This window comes from Streptomyces antimicrobicus (assembly GCF_020532625.1).
Classification (GTDB): domain Bacteria; phylum Actinomycetota; class Actinomycetes; order Streptomycetales; family Streptomycetaceae; genus Streptomyces; species Streptomyces antimicrobicus.
Map to the genome: position 1 here is coordinate 63,321 of NZ_JAJAUY010000013.1, position 20,400 is coordinate 83,720.

General features: G+C 73.9%; 24 protein-coding genes. 4 read left to right on the plus strand and 20 right to left on the minus strand.

From position 1 onward, the window contains the following. Positions 1–36: 36 nt before the first annotated feature. Positions 37–525, minus strand: a complete 489-nt coding sequence (locus LG632_RS05765; protein WP_226725710.1) for a type III secretion system chaperone family protein — start codon at positions 523–525, stop codon at positions 37–39. Next, positions 518–1,891, minus strand: a complete 1,374-nt coding sequence (gene mshA / locus LG632_RS05770) for a D-inositol-3-phosphate glycosyltransferase (protein ID WP_374203405.1) — start codon at positions 1,889–1,891, stop codon at positions 518–520. The genes LG632_RS05765 and mshA overlap by 8 nt, the downstream gene beginning before the upstream one ends. 181 nt (positions 1,892–2,072) lie before the next feature. On the opposite strand from mshA, the gene LG632_RS05775 reads away from it, so the two are divergent. The 3 genes from LG632_RS05775 (at position 2,073) to LG632_RS05785 (ending at position 5,637) form a co-directional block, all read left to right on the plus strand. Further along, positions 2,073–2,888: a class I SAM-dependent methyltransferase gene (locus LG632_RS05775; protein WP_226725711.1), complete on the plus strand. Its 816-nt coding sequence runs from the start codon at positions 2,073–2,075 to the stop codon at positions 2,886–2,888. A gap of 113 nt (positions 2,889–3,001) precedes the next feature. Then, complete coding sequence (locus LG632_RS05780) at positions 3,002–4,060, plus strand: C40 family peptidase (protein ID WP_226725712.1); 1,059 nt, start codon at positions 3,002–3,004, stop codon at positions 4,058–4,060. A 218-nt stretch (positions 4,061–4,278) separates the two neighbouring features. Further along, the gene (locus LG632_RS05785) at positions 4,279–5,637 is read left to right on the plus strand and encodes a PP2C family protein-serine/threonine phosphatase (RefSeq protein ID WP_226725713.1); all 1,359 of its coding nucleotides are present in this window, start codon (positions 4,279–4,281) and stop codon (positions 5,635–5,637) included. A gap of 41 nt (positions 5,638–5,678) precedes the next feature. Here the strand turns inward: LG632_RS05785 and LG632_RS05790 are convergent, their stop codons facing one another. The 6 genes from LG632_RS05790 to LG632_RS05815 form a co-directional block, all read right to left on the minus strand. Next, positions 5,679–6,032 carry a DUF2516 family protein gene (locus tag LG632_RS05790; protein ID WP_226725714.1) on the minus strand — a complete coding sequence of 118 codons (354 nt, stop codon included), beginning with the start codon at positions 6,030–6,032 and terminating at the stop codon, positions 5,679–5,681. 116 nt (positions 6,033–6,148) lie between these two features. Continuing rightward, on the minus strand, positions 6,149–6,733 hold the full coding sequence (locus tag LG632_RS05795; protein WP_226725715.1) for a hypothetical protein: 585 nt from the start codon (positions 6,731–6,733) through the stop codon (positions 6,149–6,151). A gap of 26 nt (positions 6,734–6,759) precedes the next feature. After that, complete coding sequence (locus tag LG632_RS05800; RefSeq protein ID WP_226725716.1) at positions 6,760–7,155, minus strand: helix-turn-helix domain-containing protein; 396 nt, start codon at positions 7,153–7,155, stop codon at positions 6,760–6,762. Between the two features lie 76 nt (positions 7,156–7,231). Next, the gene (locus tag LG632_RS05805; protein WP_226725717.1) at positions 7,232–8,014 is read right to left on the minus strand and encodes a putative protein N(5)-glutamine methyltransferase; all 783 of its coding nucleotides are present in this window, start codon (positions 8,012–8,014) and stop codon (positions 7,232–7,234) included. A 31-nt stretch (positions 8,015–8,045) separates the two neighbouring features. Further along, entirely contained in the window at positions 8,046–9,299 is a 1,254-nt protein-coding gene (locus LG632_RS05810) for a GNAT family N-acetyltransferase (RefSeq protein ID WP_226725718.1), read from the minus strand. A 152-nt stretch (positions 9,300–9,451) separates the two neighbouring features. Next, a complete protein-coding gene (locus LG632_RS05815) occupies positions 9,452–10,093 on the minus strand; it encodes an RsiG family protein (RefSeq protein ID WP_226725719.1) in 642 nt (213 codons plus the stop codon). Between the two features lie 131 nt (positions 10,094–10,224). Between LG632_RS05815 and dtd the strand changes: the two genes are divergently transcribed. Further along, positions 10,225–10,650 carry a D-aminoacyl-tRNA deacylase gene (dtd, locus tag LG632_RS05820; RefSeq protein WP_226725720.1) on the plus strand — a complete coding sequence of 142 codons (426 nt, stop codon included), beginning with the start codon at positions 10,225–10,227 and terminating at the stop codon, positions 10,648–10,650. A gap of 14 nt (positions 10,651–10,664) precedes the next feature. Here dtd and ygfZ read toward each other — a convergent pair whose 3' ends face one another. The 12 genes from ygfZ to LG632_RS05875 all read right to left on the minus strand — a co-directional run bounded on the left by ygfZ (position 10,665) and on the right by LG632_RS05875 (position 19,809). Beyond that, the gene (gene ygfZ / locus LG632_RS05825) at positions 10,665–11,630 is read right to left on the minus strand and encodes a CAF17-like 4Fe-4S cluster assembly/insertion protein YgfZ (RefSeq protein WP_226725721.1); all 966 of its coding nucleotides are present in this window, start codon (positions 11,628–11,630) and stop codon (positions 10,665–10,667) included. A 21-nt stretch (positions 11,631–11,651) separates the two neighbouring features. Then, positions 11,652–12,137 (minus strand): Fur family transcriptional regulator, encoded by a 486-nt coding sequence (locus LG632_RS05830; RefSeq protein ID WP_226725722.1) that lies wholly within the window; start codon positions 12,135–12,137, stop codon positions 11,652–11,654. 96 nt (positions 12,138–12,233) lie between these two features. Beyond that, entirely contained in the window at positions 12,234–12,806 is a 573-nt protein-coding gene (locus LG632_RS05835; RefSeq protein WP_226725723.1) for a heme-binding beta-barrel domain-containing protein, read from the minus strand. 282 nt (positions 12,807–13,088) lie between these two features. After that, on the minus strand, positions 13,089–13,979 hold the full coding sequence (locus tag LG632_RS05840) for a hypothetical protein (protein WP_226725724.1): 891 nt from the start codon (positions 13,977–13,979) through the stop codon (positions 13,089–13,091). After that, positions 13,976–14,785, minus strand: a complete 810-nt coding sequence (locus LG632_RS05845) for a hypothetical protein (RefSeq protein WP_226725725.1) — start codon at positions 14,783–14,785, stop codon at positions 13,976–13,978. The genes LG632_RS05840 and LG632_RS05845 overlap by 4 nt, the downstream gene beginning before the upstream one ends. Continuing rightward, on the minus strand, positions 14,782–15,612 hold the full coding sequence (locus LG632_RS05850) for a hypothetical protein (protein ID WP_226725726.1): 831 nt from the start codon (positions 15,610–15,612) through the stop codon (positions 14,782–14,784). Before LG632_RS05850 ends, LG632_RS05845 begins: the two co-directional genes overlap by 4 nt. Positions 15,613–15,702: 90 nt before the next feature. Beyond that, positions 15,703–15,978, minus strand: coding sequence for a DUF3099 domain-containing protein (locus LG632_RS05855; RefSeq protein ID WP_226725727.1), 276 nt, complete (start codon positions 15,976–15,978; stop codon positions 15,703–15,705). A 107-nt stretch (positions 15,979–16,085) separates the two neighbouring features. Next, positions 16,086–16,376: a DUF1416 domain-containing protein gene (locus LG632_RS05860; protein WP_219665613.1), complete on the minus strand. Its 291-nt coding sequence runs from the start codon at positions 16,374–16,376 to the stop codon at positions 16,086–16,088. Positions 16,377–16,409: 33 nt separating this feature from the next. After that, entirely contained in the window at positions 16,410–17,255 is an 846-nt protein-coding gene (locus tag LG632_RS05865; protein WP_226725728.1) for a sulfurtransferase, read from the minus strand. Between the two features lie 260 nt (positions 17,256–17,515). Continuing rightward, entirely contained in the window at positions 17,516–17,605 is a 90-nt protein-coding gene (locus LG632_RS30685) for an Ms5788A family Cys-rich leader peptide (RefSeq protein ID WP_374203406.1), read from the minus strand. Positions 17,606–17,750: 145 nt separating this feature from the next. Then, positions 17,751–18,446: an LmeA family phospholipid-binding protein gene (locus LG632_RS05870; RefSeq protein WP_226725729.1), complete on the minus strand. Its 696-nt coding sequence runs from the start codon at positions 18,444–18,446 to the stop codon at positions 17,751–17,753. A 43-nt stretch (positions 18,447–18,489) separates the two neighbouring features. Further along, positions 18,490–19,809 (minus strand): hypothetical protein, encoded by a 1,320-nt coding sequence (locus LG632_RS05875; protein WP_445271382.1) that lies wholly within the window; start codon positions 19,807–19,809, stop codon positions 18,490–18,492. Positions 19,810–20,400 lie beyond the last annotated feature (591 nt).

Consider the following 20,400-nt stretch of genomic DNA (forward strand, 5'->3'; position numbering starts at 1 on the left):
CGCGGGCGCCGGCGTACGGGCCGGCGCCGCCCGGCGTCAGGCCGACGGCCGGGTCAGGTGCTTGAAGGCGTCCAGGTTGCGCGTGGACTCCCCGCGCGCCACGCGCCATTCGTACTCGCGCCGGATCGCGCCGGCGAAGCCGAGCTCCAGCAGGGTGTTGAAGGCGCCGTCCGCGGCCTCCAGGACCGTGCCGAGGACCCGGTCGAGCTCCTGCGGCGTGACCGCGGACAGCGGGAGCCGGCCGGCGAGGTAGATGTCGCCGAGCGGGTCGACCGCGTAGCCGACGCCGTAGAGCTTGAGGTTGCGCTCCAGCAGCCAGCGGTGCACGCCGGCCTCGTTCTCCTCGGGGTGCCGGATGACGAACGCGTTGACCGACAACGAGTGCCGCCCGAGCTTGAGCGAGCAGGTCGTGGACAGCTTCCGGGTGCCGGGCAGCTGGACGACGTACGAGCCGGGCTGGGGCGACTCCCAGGTCAGGCCGGCGTCGGCGAGGGTGCTCTCGATGATCTCCGCGGGGTCAGCCATGGAGGGAGCGTACGCGACGGCGGTGCTCGTGCATGGCCGCGGTGTACACGTCGGCGGTGCCGCTCGCGGCGGTGTCCCAGCCGAAGAACTGGGCGTGCCGCGCGGCCTCCCGGCCCATGCGTTCGGTCAGGCCCGGGTCGTCGGCGAACCGGCGCAGCCGGGCGGCGTAGTCGGCCGGGTCGTGGCCGGGGACGAGCAGGCCGGTGACGCCGTCGTTGACGGCGACCGGCAGGCCGCCGACCTCGGCGGCGAGCACCGGGGTGCCGGTGGCCTGCGCCTCGATGGCGACCAGCCCGAAGGACTCGTTGTAGGAGGGCATGACCAGCACCGACGCCGCCCGGAACCAGTCCGCGAGCCGGTCCTGCGCCACCGGCGGGTGGAAGTGCACGAGATCGGCGATGCCCAGCTTGGCGGCGAGCTTCTGCAGGCCCTCGGGCTTGGCCAGGCCGCTGCCGCTGGGGCCGCCGACGACGGGTACGAACAGCCGGCGGCGCAGCGAGGGGTCCTGGTCGACCAGGTGGGCGACGGCGCGCAGCAGCACGTCGGGGGCCTTGAGCGGCTGGATGCGGCCCGCGAACAGCGGTATGAGCGCGTCCTGCGGCAGCCCGAGCCGGGCCCGGGCGGCGGCCCGGCCGTCCCCGACGGTGAAGCGGTCGAGGTTCACGCCGGGGTGCACGACGGCGACCTTGGCCGGGTCGGCGTCGTAGTGCCGCACCAGCTCGTCGGCCTCCTCGGTGGTGTTGGCGATGAGCCGGTCCGCGGCGGCCACGATCTGGGTCTCGCCGATGACGCGGGCGGCCGGCTCGGGGGTGTCCCCGGCGGCCAGGGCGGCGTTCTTGACCTTGGCCATGGTGTGCATGGCGTGCACCAGCGGAACGCCCCAGCGCTGGGCGGCGAGCCAGCCGACGTGGCCGGAGAGCCAGTAGTGGGAGTGGACGAGGTCGTAGTGGCCGGGGCGGTGGCCCGCCCAGGCCTGCATGACCCCGTGGGTGAAGGCGCACAGCTGCGCGGGCAGCTCCTCCTTGGCCAGCCCCTCGTAGGGGCCGGCGTCCACGTGCCGGACGAGCACCCCGGGGGCCAGCTGCACGGCGGGCGGCAGGCCGCCCTCGGTGGCCCGGGTGAAGATCTCGACCTCGATGTTGATCGCGGCCAGCCGCTTGGCGAGCTCGACGATGTAGACGTTCATCCCGCCGGCGTCACCGGTGCCGGGCTGGTGCAGGGGGGAGGTGTGCACGCTGAGCATGGCCACGCGGCGCGGCTTGCGGTGGTGGCCGACGGCCGGCAGGCGCAGCCGGTGCGGTTCGGCGTGGCGGGACATGCGGCCGGCGGCGAGCCTGCCTCCGAGCCGGGACACGTACTGGCTCAAGGGAGCAGTCCTCTCGGTCGGGGCCTGACGAGCATGACGACACGGGCATGGCGACGAGGGCGCGGTACGCCCTGCAGGGGGTGCAACCAGTCGGGGGCGGTCCGGCATTCCACGCCGGAGCGGATCGGCGGGGATTTGCTCGATTTTTATCCGGGCGGGGCGTTCCGCTTACCCTCGGCGCATGGCCTCCCGCACCCCTCCCCCGAGCCGCCCGGTGGGCACGGTGACCCGCGGGACCACGAATCCGAACCGGCTGCGCCGCATGGACCGCTGGATCGCGGCCGTGCACGGGCCGGCGCTGCGCCGGGCCGCGGCGCCGGTCGCCGTGGACCTCGGGTACGGGGCCGCGCCGTGGACGGCGGTGGAGCTGCTGACCCGGCTGCGGGTAGCGGCGCCGCAGGTGCGGGTGGTGGGCATCGAGATCGAGCCGGCCCGGGTGGCGGCGGCGCGGCCGTACGAGCGGGAGGGGCTGACCTTCCGGCACGGGGGCTTCGAGGTGCCGCTGGAGGCCGGGCAGCGGCCGGCGCTGATCCGGGCGGCGAACGTGCTGCGGCAGTACGACGAGGAGCAGGTCGAGGCGGTGTGGCGGCGGCTGTGCGCGCGGCTGGCGCCGGAGGGGCTGCTGGTGGAGGGGACCTGCGACGAGATCGGGCGGCGGCACGTGTGGGTGGCGCTGGGCCCGGAGGGGCCGCGCACGGTGACGTTCGCGACCCGGCTCGGCTCCCTGGAGCGGCCCTCGGACCTGGCGGAGCGGCTGCCCAAGGCGCTGATCCACCGCAACGTGCCGGGGGAGCCGGTCCACGCGTTCCTGAGGGACTTCGACCGGGCGTGGGCGGCGGCGGCGCCGTACGCCTCCTTGGGGGCCCGGCAGCGGTGGATCCGCACGGCGCGGTCGCTGGCGGCGGACTGGCCGCTGACGGACGGACCGCGGCGGTGGCGGCAGGGGGAGTTGACGGTGCGGTGGGAGGCGCTGCGTCCGGCCGGGTCCGCCGGATGATCGGCGCGTCGTCCCCAAGGGTGTCGTAATCCGCCGGGACATGGCACCATCCGGAAGGCGATGGAAGTTACTGACGAATAGTCAGATCTGTTGGCCCAGGGGGGACCGCAACCATGAACCGACGGCGGCACAGCGCGTCCGCACTCACGCTGCTCTGCGCCACGGCCATCCTGGTGGCCGCCTCCTTCACCGGCCCGGTGGCCCCGGCGTACGCCGCTCCCCAGCCGGAGCCGGGGCGCAAGTCCCTGGAGCAGGTGCGCAAGGAGATCGAGGAGCTCTACCGGCAGGCGGGCACCGCGACGGACGCCTACAACCTCGCCGAGGGCGAGACCAAGGCCCAGTCCGAGAAGATCGTGGAGATCGCCAAGCAGGTGCAGGCCGGTCAGGAACGGCTGACCGGGCTGAAGAACAAGGCCGGCGCCGCCGCCCGCGCCCAGTACCGCTCCGGCGGGATGCCGCCGGGCGCGCAGCTGGCGCTGAGCAGCGACCCCGGCACGTACCTGGCCGGGGTGGACCTGCTGCGCCAGGGCGAGAAGGCCACGGCGGACACCATCTCGGAACTGACCCGCACGCAGAAGCAGTTGCAGAGCTACGCGGTCGACGCGAGCGCGCGCTGGCAGGTCCTGGAGGAGAACCGGGTCAAGCAGGAGAACGCCAAGAAGGAGATCGAGCAGAAGATCAAGGCGGCGGAGGAGCTGGAGAACAAGCTGGAGGCCGAGGAGAAGGCCCGGCTGCTGCAGCTCGAACAGGAGGACCAGTACAAGGCGCAGAAGGCCTGGCTGTCCACGGGCGTGCTGAAGGAGATCAACGGCGCGGCGTCGGACGCCGGGAAGAAGGCCGTCGCGTACGCCACCGCCCAGATCGGCAAGCCGTACGTGTGGGGCGCCACGGGCCCGGGCTCCTTCGACTGCTCGGGCCTGACCTCCCAGGCCTGGCGGGCGGCGGGCCGCGGCATTCCGCGGACCTCGCAGGAGCAGTTGCGGCTGCTGCCGAAGATCGCGGTCAAGGACATGCGTCCGGGCGACCTGATCATCTACTTCGACGACGCCAGCCATGTCGGCATGTACGTCGGCGACGGGGCGATGGTGCACGCGCCGCGGCCGGGGCGCAGCGTGACGATCGCGGGGGCGGGCTCGATGCCGATCAAGGCGGTCGTCCGCCCGGACGCGTGAGCCGGACTCCCGCCGGGACCGGCCGGGGGCGACGTCCCGCGTGGCGAGACGGGTGGGGCCCCGCCCGTGACGTACGTCATCCCGGGGACCGGGACGACGTACGCGATATCGGCACATGACGGCGGCAGGTGAGACCTTGGCCATTGACGGTCGCAGGTCCCGGGCCGCTAGGGTCGCCTCCGAGCGCACCCTCGGGGGGAGGGAAGGAACCGGAATCGATGCCCGTACCCGTACCGCGGCAGAGGGACACCCCGGCTGCGGAGAGCGGTCAGGCCGTGCTGCCCGGCGCACACCTCGCCCGTCCGCAGGCCACGCCGCCGCACCCCGCAGGGACCGGCACGGCGAGCCCCACCGCCTCCCTCCCGGCCCCGGCGGCCCCGCAGAGCCTGACCTTGCTGGTGATCGACGACGACCCGGCCGGGGGCCTGACCGTCCCCGAGATCCTCGACAGCGACGGCCACCGCATCCGCCTGCGGACCGCGCGGAACCTCACCGAGGCCGCCCGGCTGCTCACCCCGGACGTGCACTGCGTGCTGCTCGACCTGTCGATGCCGCACGGCCCGGGCGGGTCCGAGGCCGCCGGGGACCAGCTGGACGTGCTGCGGGAGGTGCTGCGGATCGCCCCGCGCCACGCCGTGCTCGTCCTCACCGCCGAGGCGGACGCCGAGCGGGCGGCCGAGGCCGTCCGGGTCGGCGCCACCGACTTCCTCTTCCGCGACGAGCTGGACGGGCGGCTGCTGAGCCGCGCCGTCCGCTACGCCGTCGAGCGCAAGCGGGCCGACATCGCCCAGTACAAGCTCGCCGAGTCCCGGCTGCGGGCCCAGGAGAACTCCCGCCTCGAACGCGGCCTGCTGCCCACCCCGCTGCTGGAGGGCTCCGACCTCCGCTTCGCCGCCCGCTACCACGCCGGGCGCAGCCGGGCCCTGCTGGGCGGGGACTTCTACGACACCGTCCGCACGCCCGACGGCACGGTCCACGCCATGATCGGCGACGTCTGCGGCCACGGCCCGGACGAGGCCGCCCTCGGCGTGGAGCTGCGGATCGCCTGGCGGGCGCTGACCCTGGCCGGGCTGTGCGGGGACGAACTGCTGGCGACGCTGCAGCAGGTGCTGGAGGTGGAACGGCCCTGCGAGGAGATCTTCGCCACGCTGTGCACCGTGGACATCTCCCCCGACGGCCGCAGCGCCGGGCTGTGCCTGGCCGGCCATCCGGCCCCGCTGATATCCCGGCCGGGCCGGCCCGCGCGGCTGCTGCCGTACGAGAGCAGCGGCCCCGCGCTCGGCCTGCTGCCGAAGGCGCGCTGGCCGCGCCGTCAGGTCGAGCTCGGCGGCACCTGGAGCCTGATGCTCTACACCGACGGCCTGATCGAGGGCCGGATCGGCGAGGGCCGCGAGCGCCTCGGCCAGGACGGCATGGTGGAGATGATCAACCGGCACCTGGACCAGGGCCTGCGCGGCGAACGCCTGCTGGAGGCCGCCGTCACCGAGGCCCGCCGGCTCAACGGCGGCGAGCTCACCGACGACGTGGCCGTGGTCCTGCTGGACCGCGCGGGAACCCGCTCCCGGCCCCGGCCCTGACGGACCGGCCCTGACAGCCTCGGCCCGGACGGGCCGGCGGCTCAGCGCCCGCCGTTGTAGGGCCCGTACGGCCCGTCGCTGCTGCTGCCCCCGCGGCGCCGGCCGCCCCCGCTGACCTCGGCCAGCGCCGGCCGTACGTCGACCATGAAGACGATCGTGGCGATCAGGCCGGCGATCTGGAGGAACATCAGCCCGCCCAGCAGCCCCCAGAACACGAGGAAGTCGAACAGGACGGTGAAGCCGAGCACCACCGTCCAGAACGTCTTGGTCTGCTTGTCGGCGGCCCGGTAGGCGTCGCTGCGGGCGGCGAGCGCGAGCAGGCAGGCCACGGCGGCGAACACCAGCATGCCGATGTCGATCAGCACCCAGATGGAATCGAACTGGTCCATCAACATGTCGCCTACCGCCTCTGCCGCCTCGTACCCGACCGTGGAGCGCCCGCCCCGGGCTCCACGCTACCGATAGAACGGGCCGGACACCCCCAAGGTGCCCGGCCCGTTCGTGTGCGTCCTCAGCTCTCGGTGGCCGCGGCCTTCTTGGCGGCCGGCTTGCGCGTGCCGGTCCGGCGGGCCGCGGGCTTGGCCTCCTCGCCGGCACCCTCCTCGCCGGCGGCCGGCTCCGCGGCCCCGTCCGGCTGCCCGGCCGACGCCTGCGGGGCCGGGTCGGGCTCGACGACCTCGGCGATGTCGACGATCTCGTCGGCGACCTCGCCGCGCCAGGCGCGCACGGCCTGCTCGCCGTGCTCGGCGACCTTGTCGTAGGTCTCCTTGGCGCGCACCGCGTACTCGGCGGCGACGCCGACGCCGCGCAGCGCCAGGTCCTGGGCGGCCTCGCCGAACTTCTTCGGGTCGAAGGAGCCCAGCACCTCGGCGACCTTGGCGGTCACCACGTCCTGGACCTCCTTGGCCTTCTCCTGCACGACCTTCGGGTCGGTGTTGCGCACGGCCTCGATGCGCGCCGGCGCCTGCTCGCGCACCTGCTCCAGGAGCGCCGGCACCTTCTTGGCCTGCTGCACGGCGAGATCCGCCGTGCCGGCGGCGAAGTAGAGGGGAGTCGGGTCGGTGAGGGTCTTCTTCAGGTCATCGACGATGGCCATGGTGGCTGGTCCTCCCGGATCACAGTTCAGTTCGTGGACGGCGACGGCTCGCCGTGGCCTGCGTCGGGGTCGGCGCCGAGCCCGTTCTCCTTGCGGAACGACTCGTAGATCTGGAGCAGCGCCTGCTTCTGCCCCTCGGTGATGGTGGGGTCGGCGAGGATGACGGCCCGCGTCTCCACCTCGCCCCGGTCCCGCTCATCCAGGATCCCGGCCTGCACGTACAGCGTCTCCGCGGAGATCCTCAGCGCCTTCGCCAACTGCTGGAGGATCTCCGCGCTCGGCTTGCGCAGCCCGCGCTCGATCTGACTCAGGTACGGATTGGACACGCCCGCGGCGTCGGCGAGCTGCCGCAACGAGAGCTGGGCCTGCCGCCGCTGCTCCCGCAGGAACTCCCCGAGACTGCCGACATTGAGCGATGCCATGCTCCGCATCCTCCCCCACTTCGCTAACTTTTGCAAGCACTCGCTTGCAACAGCGCGCACCCGCAGGTGCACCCCTTCAGTCCACCTCCCGGCGGCCGATCACCACCGTGGCGTGGAGGTCCTCCGAGCTCGTGGCGCGGACCGACAGGCCCGCGGCGGTCAGGGCGGCCGCGGTGGACGGGGACTGGCGGGCGCTCGTCTCGATCAGCAGGTGACCGCCCGGCGCCAGCCAGGCCGGGGCCCCCTCGGCGACGCGGCGCTGGACGTCCAGGCCGTCCGGGCCGCCGTCCAGGGCGGTGCGCGGCTCGTGGTCGCGGGCCTCCGGCGGGAGCAGGCCGATGGCGTCCGTGGGGACGTACGGCGCGTTGACCACCAGGACGTCCACCCGGCCGCGCAGCGACGGCGGCAGGGCGTCGTACAGATCGCCCTCGTGCACCCGGCCGCCGACCGGGGCGACGTTGCGGCGGGCGTAGGAGGCGGCGACCGGGTCGATGTCCGCGGCGTGCAGCTCGACCGTGCCGCCCAGCTCCGCCGCGACGGCCGCGCCGATCGCGCCGACCCCGCAGCACAGGTCCAGCACCACCGCGCCGGGCCGGGCCAGGCCCGCCGCCTCCTGGACGAGGAACTCCGTGCGCCGGCGCGGCACGAACACCCCCTCGCCCACCGCCATCCGCAGCCCGCAGAACTGCGCCCAGCCCACCACGTGCTCCAGCGGCTCACCGGCCACCCGCCGCGCCACCAGCGCGGCCAGCTCCGCCTCGTCGGCGGCGGCCGAGGCCAGCAGCTCGGCCTCCTCCTCGGCGAACACGCAGCCCGCCGCGCGGAGCGCGTCGACGACCGGCGTGTGGATTCCTGTCATGTCCTGTCCACCCTCCCTCGCGTCCGTCCCGTCAGAAGATGTCCGGGCACCACGGACGCCGGGCCGTACGGAAGACCACGTCCGCCAGCGCCGCCGCGCCGGGCCGTTCCTCGGCGACCCGGCCGAGGGCCGCGAGCCGCACCACCGAGCCCTCGCCGAGGTAGAGCGCGCCCAGTTCCGCCACGTCCAGGCGCAGGTCCGCCGGGACCGTGTCGGGCACGGCCTCGCACTCCCCCGCCGCCGCGTCGAGCCGGAACCGGCCGCCGGACAGGCCGCTCCGGTCGGTCACGTCCAGCACCAGCGTGCCCGGCGCCTCGTACGTACGGGCCGACAGCGCGGCCGGGACGTCCAGCAGCCGCACCCACAGGTGGTCGGCCGCGGTGAGCGTGCGCGCGGCGCGCGGGTCGGGCAGGAGGTCCGGCAGGAGGTCGTCGGGGGCGCGGTAGCCGGTGCGCACCTTCATCACCCAGTCCATGGAGCACACGTAGTGCCACAGCGCGCGCTCCGCGTCCGGGGTGGCCGCCAGCAGCTCGTGGACGGTCAGGGTGTTCAGTGGGATCTTGGCGTCGGTCCACGTCTCGTCGGTGGTGTACGCGACGTAGCCGTCGACGCTGCCCCCGGGCGAGCGGTAGGCCGCGAACAACTGGCCGGTCCACGGCCGGAAGGACGGCCGGTCCAGGCCGGTCGCCTGGTTCCACACCCACCAGCCGCGGCGGACCACGCCCGCCCGGCCCGCGCCCAGCCGCTCCAGCAGCTCCGGGCCGAACTCCCGTACGTCCGCGGGCTCCACGAAGTCGATCCGCCCGCCGCACTCCGGCCGGGCCCAGCGCCGGTCCAGCCCGGCCCGGCTGACGTCGACCTCCCACTCCACCAGCGAGGTGGCGGGGCCGTAGCCGTAGCGCCCGTAGATCGGGTACTCGGCGGCGATCAGCGTGGAGACCACTTCCCCGCGCTGCCGCGCGGCGGTGAGCTCGTCGGCCATCATCCGGCTCAGCAGGCCCTGGCGGCGGTGGGTGGCCAGCACGGAGACGTTGGTGACGGCGCTGGCGGCGACCCGGGCGCCGCCGGGCACCGCCAGGTCCTGCGCGAAGCTGCGGAACGTGGCCACCAGGCGGCCGGTGTCCCGGTCGAACGCGCCGCGCACCCGGTCGAGGTCGGTCCACTTCAGCCGGGTGGTGACGTCCTCGGGCGTGACCTGCGGGGGGTTGAGGAAACCGATGTGGTTGGCCCGGAACCAGTCGGGGAACTCGGATTCGGTGATCAGCCTGACGTCAGCGTCGCTCATGAGCCGCACGCTAACCGCCGGTTCGCCGCGCGTCGCCTGAATATCGGGCGGCGGCCGCTTGCCGCGACGCGGCGGCCGCCGCTCGCCGCGACCGGGCGGCCGCCGCTGCCGCGACCGGGGCCCAGGGCGCCCGCGCCGGCCCGCCGCGCGCCCTACGCCAGCAGGTCGTCCACCTGGGCCTCGCCCTCCCGGTAGCGCCGGGTGATCTCCTTGCTGCAGTCGTCGGCCAGCCGTTGGAGCTGCTGCCGCCGCCGCGAGACCTGCTGCTCGTAGCCGGTCAGCCGGGCCATCGCCTCGTGCAGTTCGCCGTCCGTTCGGGCGTCGAGGTCGGACAGCTCCACGTCGGCCAGCATCTCGGCGGCCAGCCGCCGGAACTCCTCGCTCTGCGGGGTCCCCAGCGTCACGTGGCGGGCGGAGGCGCTGCGCCGCGACGGCGCGTCCGCGAGGATCTCCGAGAGCCGGTCCACGACGGGCGGTTCGTACACCGCGGGCGCCTCCGGGTCGGCCCGGCGCGCCAGTTCGGCCCGCAGGATGTCGATCCGGCCCTGGAGCAGCCGCCGTACGTAACTGAGGTCGGCCTCGTCGCGCTGCGCGTCCCGCCGCAGCGCCCGCAGCTCGGGCAGGCCGAGCGCGGTGACGGCCACGGCGGCGCCCGGCGCGGGCGGCGCGCACGCGGTGCCCCGCTGCGCGGGCGGTCGGACCGCGGCAGCCGGAGGATGCGGGGCCGCCGAGACGGCGGATCCAGCGGGCGCGGGTGAGGTGTCCGTGCCGGTGCCAGTACCAGAAGTAGTCATCAGAACGTGTCCGTCCCCTCGACCGGTGCGGGAGCACCGCCTGTACGCATCGTGCCACTGACCGTGGTGCCGGTGCAGTCCCACGCCACCCGATCGGCCCCGGACGGGTGCACGCCTGGTACACAGGTGGTATGCGAGCAGTGGTGCAGAGGGTGGACGGCGCGAGCGTCGTCGTCGCCGGCGAGACCGTGGGCGAGATCGTCGGCGAGGGGCTGTGCGTGCTGGTGGGCGTGACCCACGACGACAGCCGCGAGAAGGCCGCGCAGCTGGCCCGGAAGCTGTGGTCGGTACGGATGCTGGAGGGCGAGAAGTCCTGCAGCGACATCGACGCGCCCCTGCTGGTGATCTCGCAGTTCACGCTCTACGGCGACGCCCGCAAGGGCCGCCGGCCCACCTGGAACGCGGCCGCGCCCGGCGAGGTCGCCGAGCCGCTGGTGGACGAGGTCGTCGCGCAGCTGCGCGCGCTCGGCGCGACGGTGGCGACGGGCCGGTTCGGGGCGGACATGCGCGTCTCGCTCACCAACCACGGCCCGTTCACCCTCGTCATCGACGTCTGACGCCGGCCCCGCCGCTACGGCGCGACCACGACCTCCTGCGCCGCCGCGGTCTGCCCGGCCAGCAGCGGAGCGTCGACCGGCACGTTCCGCTTCACCAGCGCCAGGGCGATCGGGCCGAGTTCGTGGTGGCGGGCCGCGGTGGTGACGAAGCCCAGCTGGCGGCCCTCCGCGCCGTCGGCGGCCAGCCGGACCGGCGCGCCGTGCGGCGGCAGGTGCACCTCGGAGCCGTCCAGGTGCAGGAAGACCAGCCGGCGCGGCGGCTTGCCCAGGTTGTGGACGCGGGCGACCGTCTCCTGACCGCGGTAGCAGCCCTTCTGCAGATGCACGGCGGTACCGATCCAGCCCAGCTCGTGCGGGATCGTCCGGTGGTCGGTCTCCAGGCCCAGCCGCGGCCGGTGCGCCTCGACGCGCAGGGCCTCGTACGCCAGCAGCCCGGCGGCCGGACCGTGGGCGGCCGCGAACGCCTCCAGCTCGGCGCGCGGCAGGAACACGTCGCGGCCGAACGCGGTCTCCCGCACCACGTGCTCCTTGTCCGGCTCCGCGACGGACCCGGCGGGCAGGTGGACGACGGCGAAGTCGGCGGTGCGGTCGGCGACCTCGACCCGGTAGAAGAACTTCATCGACTCCAGGTAGGCGATCAGCGCCTCCTGCGTCCCCGGCTCCACGTGCGCCCACACCGTCTCGCCGTCGTCCACGAGGTAGAGCGCGTGCTCGATGTGCCCGTTCGCGGACAGGATCAGCGCCTCGGTGGCCCGGCCGGGCGGCAGTTCCGTCATGTGCTGGGTGAGCAGCAGGTGCAGCCAGCTCAGCCGCTCCGGTCCGGAGACGGTGACGACACCGCGGTGCGAGAGGTCCACGAAACCACGGCCGTCCGCGAGGGCGCGCTGCTCACCGAACAGTTCGCCGTAGTGGGCGGCGACGCCCTCGTCACGGCCTTCGGCCGCCACGGCGCCGGGAAGATTGAGCAAAGGGCTGGTCATGCGCCCAAGCCTACGACTGTCCTACGAGGCGCCCGCCGAGGTCCCCGCCGAAGGGTCGTCGGACGGGTCCGCCGCGTGGTCCGCCCGGTGGGCGGCGGCGCAGCCGCGGCAGCGCCCGAAGATCGCGAAGTGCTTCATGTCGGTCTCGAAGCCGAAGGTGGCGCGCAGGGTGGCGGTGAAGTCGGAGGCGATGTCCTGATCGGCCTCGATCACCTCCTGGCAGTCCCGGCACACCAGGTGGATGTGGTGGTGCCGGTCGGCGAGGTGGTAGGTGGGCGCGCCGTGCCCGAGGTGGGCGTGCGAGACGAGGCCCAGCTCCTCCAGGAGTTCCAGCGTGCGGTAGACGGTGGAGATGTTCACCCCGGAGGCGGTCTTGCGCACCTCGACGAGGATGTCGTCGGGGGTGGCGTGCTCCAGGGTGTCGACGGCCTCCAGGACAAGCTGACGCTGCGGCGTCAGCCGGTAGCCGCGCTGTCGCAGGTCGCTCTTCCAGTCGGTGCTCACCACGGGGTCAGTGTAAAGGCGGCAGGGGCCGGCCGGGTGTCCCCGGCCGGCCCCTGCCGAAAGCCTCGTGGATCGTGCGACCGCGTGGCCGCGTCCGGCTCAGCGGAAGAAGGCGATGCCGTCGTCCGGCATGTCGGGGAGGTTGCGCGCCATCTCGGCGACCTCCTCCGGCGAGACGACCTTCTTGAGCTGGGCCGACATGTACGGACGCAGCTCGACGTCCGGCGTGGCCTTCTCGCCGACCCACATCAGGTCGCCCTTGACGTAGCCGTAGAGCCGCTTGCCACCGCTGTACGGGCCGGAGGCCGCGGTGCGGGCCATGGCGTCGGTGACCAGGTCGATCTGCGGCTTGCCGTCGGCCAGCTCGCCGTACCAGACCTCGACGACGCCCTGGTCGCGGACCATGACGATCTCGACCTTGCGCTCCGTGTCGATGCGCCAGTAGCCGGACTCCGACTCCAGGGGCCGGACCTTGTTGCCCTCGGTGTCGAGGACCCAGGTGCGGGAGGAGTACTCCAGGAAGTCCCGGCCGTCGTGCCGGAAGACGACCTCCTGGCCGAAGTTGCACTTCTCGTCACCGGGGAAGTCGAAGACGCCCGCGCCCTCCCAGGTACCGAGGAGGAAGGCGAGGGGGACGAGGCCCGGGTTCAGGTCGGACGGAATCTGGATCATGGGTGGCAGCTCAGGCGATCTGTAGAGAGGGGTCCGGGGCGGTCACGGCGACCGGTGGGTCAGCGCTGACCCTGGTAGAGCTTCTTCACGGCCAGGCCGGTGAAGGCGAGGACGCCGACGCAGACCAGGACCAGCAGGGAGGTGAAGAATGCCTCAAGCACGGGGTGCTCCTCGGAAGGGTTCGTCGGTTCCTCCAGGATCGCCCGGAGGAAGGCAAGGGGCCGGTCCCCAGCCTACTGGCCCCGGGACCGGCCCACTCTGTGAGGTACGCCGTAGCGACGATCAGCGCAGCAGCTGCTCCTGGAGGATCACGGCCTGCCGCACCGGCACGCCCGGCACCTCGCCCTTGCGGGTCTGGACGATCACGGCCTGCACGTCACCGGACTGGACGCAGCCGAGCTTGGTGTGCTCGTCGCCGGCGGGCAGGGGCTCCTGGTAGACCCGCACCTTGACGGCGACGGTCGCCGCGCCGCCCGGCCGCTCGCCCTCGTGACGGCCCCACTCCACGTCCTCCTCCAGGGCCGCAGCCCCGGCGACCTTGGCGTGGAAGGTGCAGCCGGTGAAGGTGTCCACGAACCCCGAGGACGCGAAGCGCAGCAGGTAGACGTGGGTGCGCGTGCCGTCGGGCATGGTCCAGCCGCGGCCGACGATCTGGCGCAGGCCCTCGTGGGACAGCGTGTCCCTCAGCTTGGGGCGCTCCTCGGCGGAGTACTCCTCCAGGAAGCCGTCGAGCGGGACCACGCCGTCCTTGTCGGCCTTGACCGAGGCGTCGGGCGCGGAGCCCCGCGGGGCCGGCAGCAGCAGCTGGCTCAGGGCCGCGTAGTGGAGGCCGTCCCGGTTGTCGGGCGCGAAGGGCAGCGGGGCGCCCGCGGGGAGGGCGGGCTTGGTGAGGGCGGGGTAGTCCCAGCGTCCGTCGCCGGCGGTGGCCAGCCCGGGGACGTCGGTGCGGTCGGCGCGGGTGATCCCGTACGCGACCCCGGCGCCGGCCACCGCGAAGACGACCGCGGCGGCCGTCCACCGCAGGGCGGCGCGCAGCCCGCGGCGCTGCGCGGGCGCGGCGGGCGCGGGTTCGGGCAGCTCCGGGCCGGCGGGCGCGGGGTCGGGCAGCTCCGGGCCGGCGGGCGCGGGGTCGGGCAGCTCCGGGCCGGCGGCGGTGGTGGACTGCTCGGTCATACGGACTCCCCCGGGGACTTCATGTGGTTCAGCTGCCGCTGGAAGAGCTCGGCGGCCTTGCCGGCGTCGAACGGCTTGCCCCCGTAGGCGCGGAAGCGCACCAGGAGATCGCCCTCGACGGCGACGCACTCCAGGGAGTCGATCTCCTCCTCCTTCTCCCGCCCGACGGCCATGAGCGTGCACTTGGCGGCGGGGAACCCGTCGATCTGCGGCGCCTTGCGGTCGTCGCCGACGAGCTCCATCACCTTCTTGGTGACCGTGGAGAAGGTGCCGAGGGCCTGCGGGTCCGCCTGGACCAGCTGGACCTCGAAAGCGGTGGGGTGGTCCACCCGGCGGGTGGTGCCGGTCCCGGCGTAGCTGCGCCCGGCGAGACCCTTGAGCTTCAGCTGGGCCAGCGACTTGTCGCGCTCGGCACGCTGCTCCGTGGACAGTCCGGTGCGCGCCTCCTTGAACACCTCCACCGCCTTGTCCCCGGAGACGTAGTAGTCGTTGCCGTCGCCTTCGAGGTCGGGGCCGAGGGTGAACTGCTCGGGGACCGGCAGCAGCTTCGCGGTGAGCGCGTTCGCCGGGACCTTGGCCGGGGTGTGGTCCGGTCGCGGGCCGTCGTTGCCCGGGGTCCAGTACGCCGTCGGCGCGCTGCGGTCGGCGGTCGCCGCCATCGCCGCGACCGCGCCGCCGGCCGCGGCCAGCAGGGCGACGGCGGCGCCGCCCGCGACGAGCGCCGTACGCCGCCGGCCCCGCACCGGCTCCTGCACGGCGGGGGCGGGGGTGGGGGTGGGGGCGGCCTCGGGGTGCTGCTCGGTCACAGTCGCTCCATCTGTCGCTTGGCCAGATCGACGATGTCGCTCTGCGAGACCTTCTTCTTGTGGTCGCGGTACGCGACGAACATGGCGACGTCCGCCCGGCGGCCCACGGCGGAGGCCAGGTACAGCGGGAGGTAGCCGGGCTCCTCCAGGGGCTTGGAGAACACCCAGGCCCGAGCGAAGTCGGCCGGAACGCCGGGGACCTCCACGCCGTCGTTGTCCGCGTGGTCGTCCTTGGCCTGGTAGACGGTGTGGTGGTGCTGGAAGGTGTCGGCGCCGGAGCGGTCGCGGAACTGGATGAGCGTGACGTCGACGAAGACCGTGCCGTCCACCTCGTACTCCAGCTGCGCGACGCGCCGCACCTTGTTCCTCAGCAGCGATTCCAGGCCGCGGCCGGGCGTCTTGAAGAAGGTGCCGGCGAACTCGTCCACGGGCACGTCGCGCTTCTGCCTGACCTTGGCCCCTCCCGGCGCGTCGACCAGCAGCTGGACGAGGTCGCCCTCGCTCTTGTGCCAGCGGTGGGCGTTGACCGACGTGGCGGTCGTCCGCTCGTCCGGCGCCTTCGGCGGCGGGTCGGCCAGGTTCTGCTGGGCCAGCGGCGCCAGCGGGGTGGGCTCGCGGTCGTACTGGATCGCGTAGCCGGTGACGGCGCCGGCGAGCACGCCGAGGGCGGCCGCCGAGGCGATCAGGACGGTCGTGCGCCGCGCGCCACGCGTGCCGCGCTCGGCGCGCGGGTCGTGCTCGGCGCGCGGGTCGTGCTCGGCGCGCGGGTCGTGCTGTGCGACCGGAATCGGCGGAGTGTCCGCTTCCGGTGCGGGTGCGTCTTCCACAGTGGTCCCCCCACAGGACATGGGCACGGGGCCCTTCGCCCGTGCACACGTTTGATTCCTGTGGGTCGGGCAGGGTTGCCCGCCCCGCGATCACGGTTCGGTCTCTCTGCCCCCGTCCCGCCGCCCGTCCAGCTCGTCCCACCACGCGTCGGACTGCGGGTCCCCGGACGGGTCGTCCCACCACCGGTCGTCGGGGCCCCGCCGGTTCGCCACCACCGCCGCGACGGGCGGGATCACCATCGCGACGACGCACAGGGCGACCGCCGCCGGCACGGACCACAGCCGCACGAAGGTCCAGGCGGAGACGAAGAGGAAGAGACATCCGCCCATCAGCAGGAAGTAGGCGCGCCGGCGCCGGGCGTACATGTCTCCAGCGTAGGACGCGGACCCGCATCCGGACAGGACGAAGGGCCGCACCCCGTTCCAGTGGCGTCCAACCCCTGGGGTGCGGCCCTCCGGCCGGTTCATGAGCCTCAGACGGCGATGGCGACGTCCGTCAGGCTGCCGGTCTCGGTCACGACGACCTTGCGGTCGGCCGTGCCGCCCGGGACGAGGGCCCGCAGGGTCCACTCACCCGGCGCCGCGTAGAAGCGGAACTGGCCGGTGGCCGAGGTCGGGACCTCGGCGGTGAACTCGCCGCCGCCGTCCAGCAGGCGGACGTAGCCCGAGACGGGCTCGCCGTCCTTGGTCACCTGGCCCTGGATGGCCGTCTCACCCGGCTTGAGGGTCGAGACGTCGGGTCCGCCGATCTGTGCTCCGCACATGTTCTCTGTCCTGTCCTGAGAGAAGAAGTGGTCTTACTTGGTGGCGCCGAGCTCGATCGGCACGCCGACGAGCGAGCCGTACTCGGTCCACGAGCCGTCGTAGTTCTTGACGTTCTCCTGGCCGAGGAGCTCGTGGAGCACGAACCACGTCAGCGCGGAGCGCTCACCGATGCGGCAGTAGGCGATGGTGTCCTTCGCCAGGTCGACCTGCTCGGTCTCGTAGAGGGCCTTGAGCTCGTCGTCCGACTTGAAGGTGCCGTCGTCGTTGGCGTTCTTCGACCACGGGATGTTGCGGGCGCTCGGCACGTGGCCGGGACGCTGCGACTGCTCCTGCGGCAGGTGCGCCGGGGCGAGCAGCTTGCCGCTGAACTCGTCGGGGGAACGGACGTCGACCAGGTTCTTGTTGCCGATCGCGGCCACGACGTCGTCGCGGAAGGCGCGGATGGAGGTGTCCTGGGCCTTGGCCTTGTACTGGGTGGCCGGGCGCTGCGGGACCTCGGAGCCGTCGACCAGGTCGCGGGAGTCCAGCTCCCACTTCTTGCGGCCGCCGTCGAGGAGGCGGACGTCCTGGTGGCCGTAGAGCTTGAAGTACCAGTAGGCGTACGAGGCGAACCAGTTGTTGTTGCCGCCGTAGAGGACGACCGTGTCGTCGTTGGAGATGCCCTTGGCCGAGAGGAGCTTCTCGAAGCCCTCCTGGTCGACGAAGTCACGGCGGACCGGGTCCTGGAGGTCCTTCTTCCAGTCGATCCGGATGGCGTTCGCGATGTGGTTCTTGTCGTACGCGGACGTGTCCTCGTCCACCTCGACGATCACGACGTTGGCGTCGTTCAGGTGGGCCTCGACCCAGTCGGCGTCGACGAGGACGTCGCTGCGGCTCATGATGTTTCTCCTCCGGGGCAGTGTGCGGCGGCTGTGCAGGTGCGGTGCTGCGGTGCGGGGTGCGGATGCTGCGGTGCGTGCGCGGACGTGGTGCGCTGCGCTGCTCGTCGTGCGTGAGGCGGGTGCGCCAGGGCGTCCTGGCGTCCTGTCTCCTGGGCGTCCTGGCGGGGCGCCCAAGGCGGTCGGTCAGGTGCGGTCACGCGGAGGGGCCGGGTCCACGGCCGACGATCGAGCGGGGTGCGTACGGATGCGCGGGGCGCTCACATCGGGCGACAGAGCATGGCGGCGACGCGACACAGGTCTACTGCCCGTCGCTTCGTGAGGTCCGCCTGCTGTCGCTTCATAGGCATGGATCGTAGGGAGGAACCAGGCGCCCTGTCACCGGCGTTTCATATCCCGAGACGGAATCGTCCGCAGAATAAGATTCAAACCCGCTCCGGACGGGCCCGGCGGACCCCGTGGAGCGGGTTTGACTGCGGATCGGACCTGGTCGTCTCACGATCCGGCCAGAACCACGTCCTTGCCGCCGATCGTCAGGTGCACGCCGCCCGCGTCCGAGGTCAGGCCGGACAGCTCGATGCCCTTGGGCAGGCCGTCGATGCGGCGGTCGAAGTCGGTCTTCCTGCGGACCATCCCCTCGACGCCGGGGATGCCCTCGCCGGGGACCTCGTCGGCGCGGACGCGGACCGTGGTGCCGTCGACCAGGCTGATGGTGGACACCACGCTCCGGGTGATGCTGCGGCCGAGGATCTCGACGGTGGCCGTGACCTTCACCTTCCCGGGCGCGCCGCCGTACGTCAGCGTCACGCCGGTCTGGGAGGCCTTGGTGAGGTCCTCGTACGAGACCAGCGCGGTGCCGTCGACGGCCGCGGCGGTCCCGCCGGAGTAGTCGCTCTTGACCGCGACGTCGTGGAAGCGGGCGTCGAGCTGGGTGATCCGCAGCCGGCGGCCGTCGGCGCTCGCCTCGACCCCCTTGAGGCGGACGTCGACCTGCTCCAGCTCGTGGCCGAGCGCCTGCGTCAGGAACGGGAAGCCGTGGATGTCCACCTCGGTGCTCCCGGCCAGGCCGCGGCCGATCTGGACCCGGGCGGCCAGCTCGTCCTCGGCGTAACCGGCCGCCCAGCGGTCCACGGCCACGAAGAGCCCGGCCAGGACCAGTCCGATGATCAGAATTATGCGTAGGGCGCGCACGAGTCCTCCCCCTTGGATGATCAAGTGATCGTGAGGCTACTGGCTAGCCGACGACACGTCCGATCAGGTAGACGGCCGGCGCGGCGACCGCCAACGGGAGGGCGACGCCCGCCGTCATGTGGACGAACTTCGACGGGTAGTCGTACGCCGCCACGCGCAGGCCGATCAGGGCGCAGACGCCCGCGACCAGGCCGAGCAAGGCGCCGCCGGCGGCCCCCACGTCGGTCAGCCCGCCGACGGCCACGCCCGCCCCCGCGGCGGCGGCCAGCGCCACCCCGACCGAGGGCGCGGGCGGCAGCGGCAGGGCCCGGGCGAAGGTGGCGACCGCGACGGCGACCGCGCCGACCGTGACCGCGGCGAGGTCGGCCGCGAGGTAGCCCGCGCAGACGATCGCCAGGGCGGCGGAGGCGACGGAGGCCATCAGGCCGTACATGCGCTCGTCGGGATCGGCGTGGCTGCGCAGCTGCAGCACCAGGGTGAGCAGCACCCAGGCGCCGAGCGTGCCGACGACGGCGCCCGGGCCGTACGCGTCGTCCACGGCGAGCACCGCGATGTCGGCCGTGACCGCTCCGGCGAAGGCCAGGGCGATGCCCTGCCGGGCGGGCCACATCCCGTTGAGCCGGAACCAGCCGGCGGCGGTGAGCCCCTGCAGCAGGACGAGCGGCACGAGCAGCGCGAACTCGCCGACGGCGGCCGCGCCCGCGAGGAGGACGCCGAGCCCGGTCGTCACGAGCGCCGGCTGCGGCCCCGGGTCGATGATGGGCGACCGCCCTTCGGCCCGCGCCTGCGCCGGGTCGATGACCCGCGTGCTCCCCCCGAGCGTCGGCTCGGAATACCCGGCCCCGGCGGCGGAGGGCTCCGCGTGGGGCTCCGCCGGGGCGGGGGCGTCGTCGCGCACGGGCGGCAGGTACGCCGTCTGCGCGGCAGCATCGGCGGGCGCGCCGGTCGGGAAACCCGCCCCGGCGGAGGCGTCGTCGCGGACCGGCGGAAGGTACGCCGTCTGCGCGGCAGCATCGGCCGAAGCCGCGCCCGCCGGGAAACCCGCCCCGGCGAAGGCGTCGTCGCGGACCGGCGGAAGGTACGCCGTCTGCGCGGCGGCATCGGCGGGCGCGCCCGTCGGGAAACCCGCCCCGGCCGAGGCGTCGTCACGGACCGGCGGCAGGTAGGCAGTCTGGGCTGCCGGGTCGGCGGGCGCACCCGCCGGGTACCCGGCACCCGCAACGCCGAGCGGGTGCGGAGCACCCGCCCCGTCGGGGCCGGGCGCGTTCCCGCGGACCGGCGGAAGGTACGCCGTCTGCGCGGCAGCATCGACCGAAGCCGCGCCTGCCGGGAAACCCGCCCCGGCGGGAGCATCGTCACGCACGGGCGGCAGGTACGCCGTCTGCGCGGCAGCATCGGCCGAAGCCGCGCCTGCGGGGAAACCGGCCCCAGCGGAGGCGTCGTCACGGACCGGCGGAAGATACGCCGTCTGCGCGGCAGCATCGACCGAAGCCGCGCCTGCCGGGAAACCCGCCCCGGCCGAGGCGTCGTCGCGGACCGGCGGCAGGTACGCCGTCCGGGCCGCCGCGTCGGCCGGCTCGCGGACCGGGGGCAGGTAGGCGGTCGGGGCCGCCGCGTCGGGGGTCGGGGTGCCCGGCCACGGAGTGGCCGCGGCCTGCGCCCCGGGGGCGGGCGCCGCCGGGGCCTCGGGGCGGAACCACTCGTCCGGCGCAGCCAGCCCGGCCGCGCCCTGCGCGGGTGCGGCGGGTGCGGCGGGTGCGGGCGCGCCCCCGGAGGTGTAGGGGGGCGGGTACGCCGCCTCGGCGGGAGCCGCCGCAGGGGCCGGGGCCTCGTCCCGGAACCAGCCCGCCGGAGCCAACGGCTCCTGGCTCGGGCCGGGCGCCGGGACGCCGCCGTACGCGGCGGCCGGCGGCTGCTGCGCCGGTACCCCGCCCAGGGCCCCGCCACCCCAGCC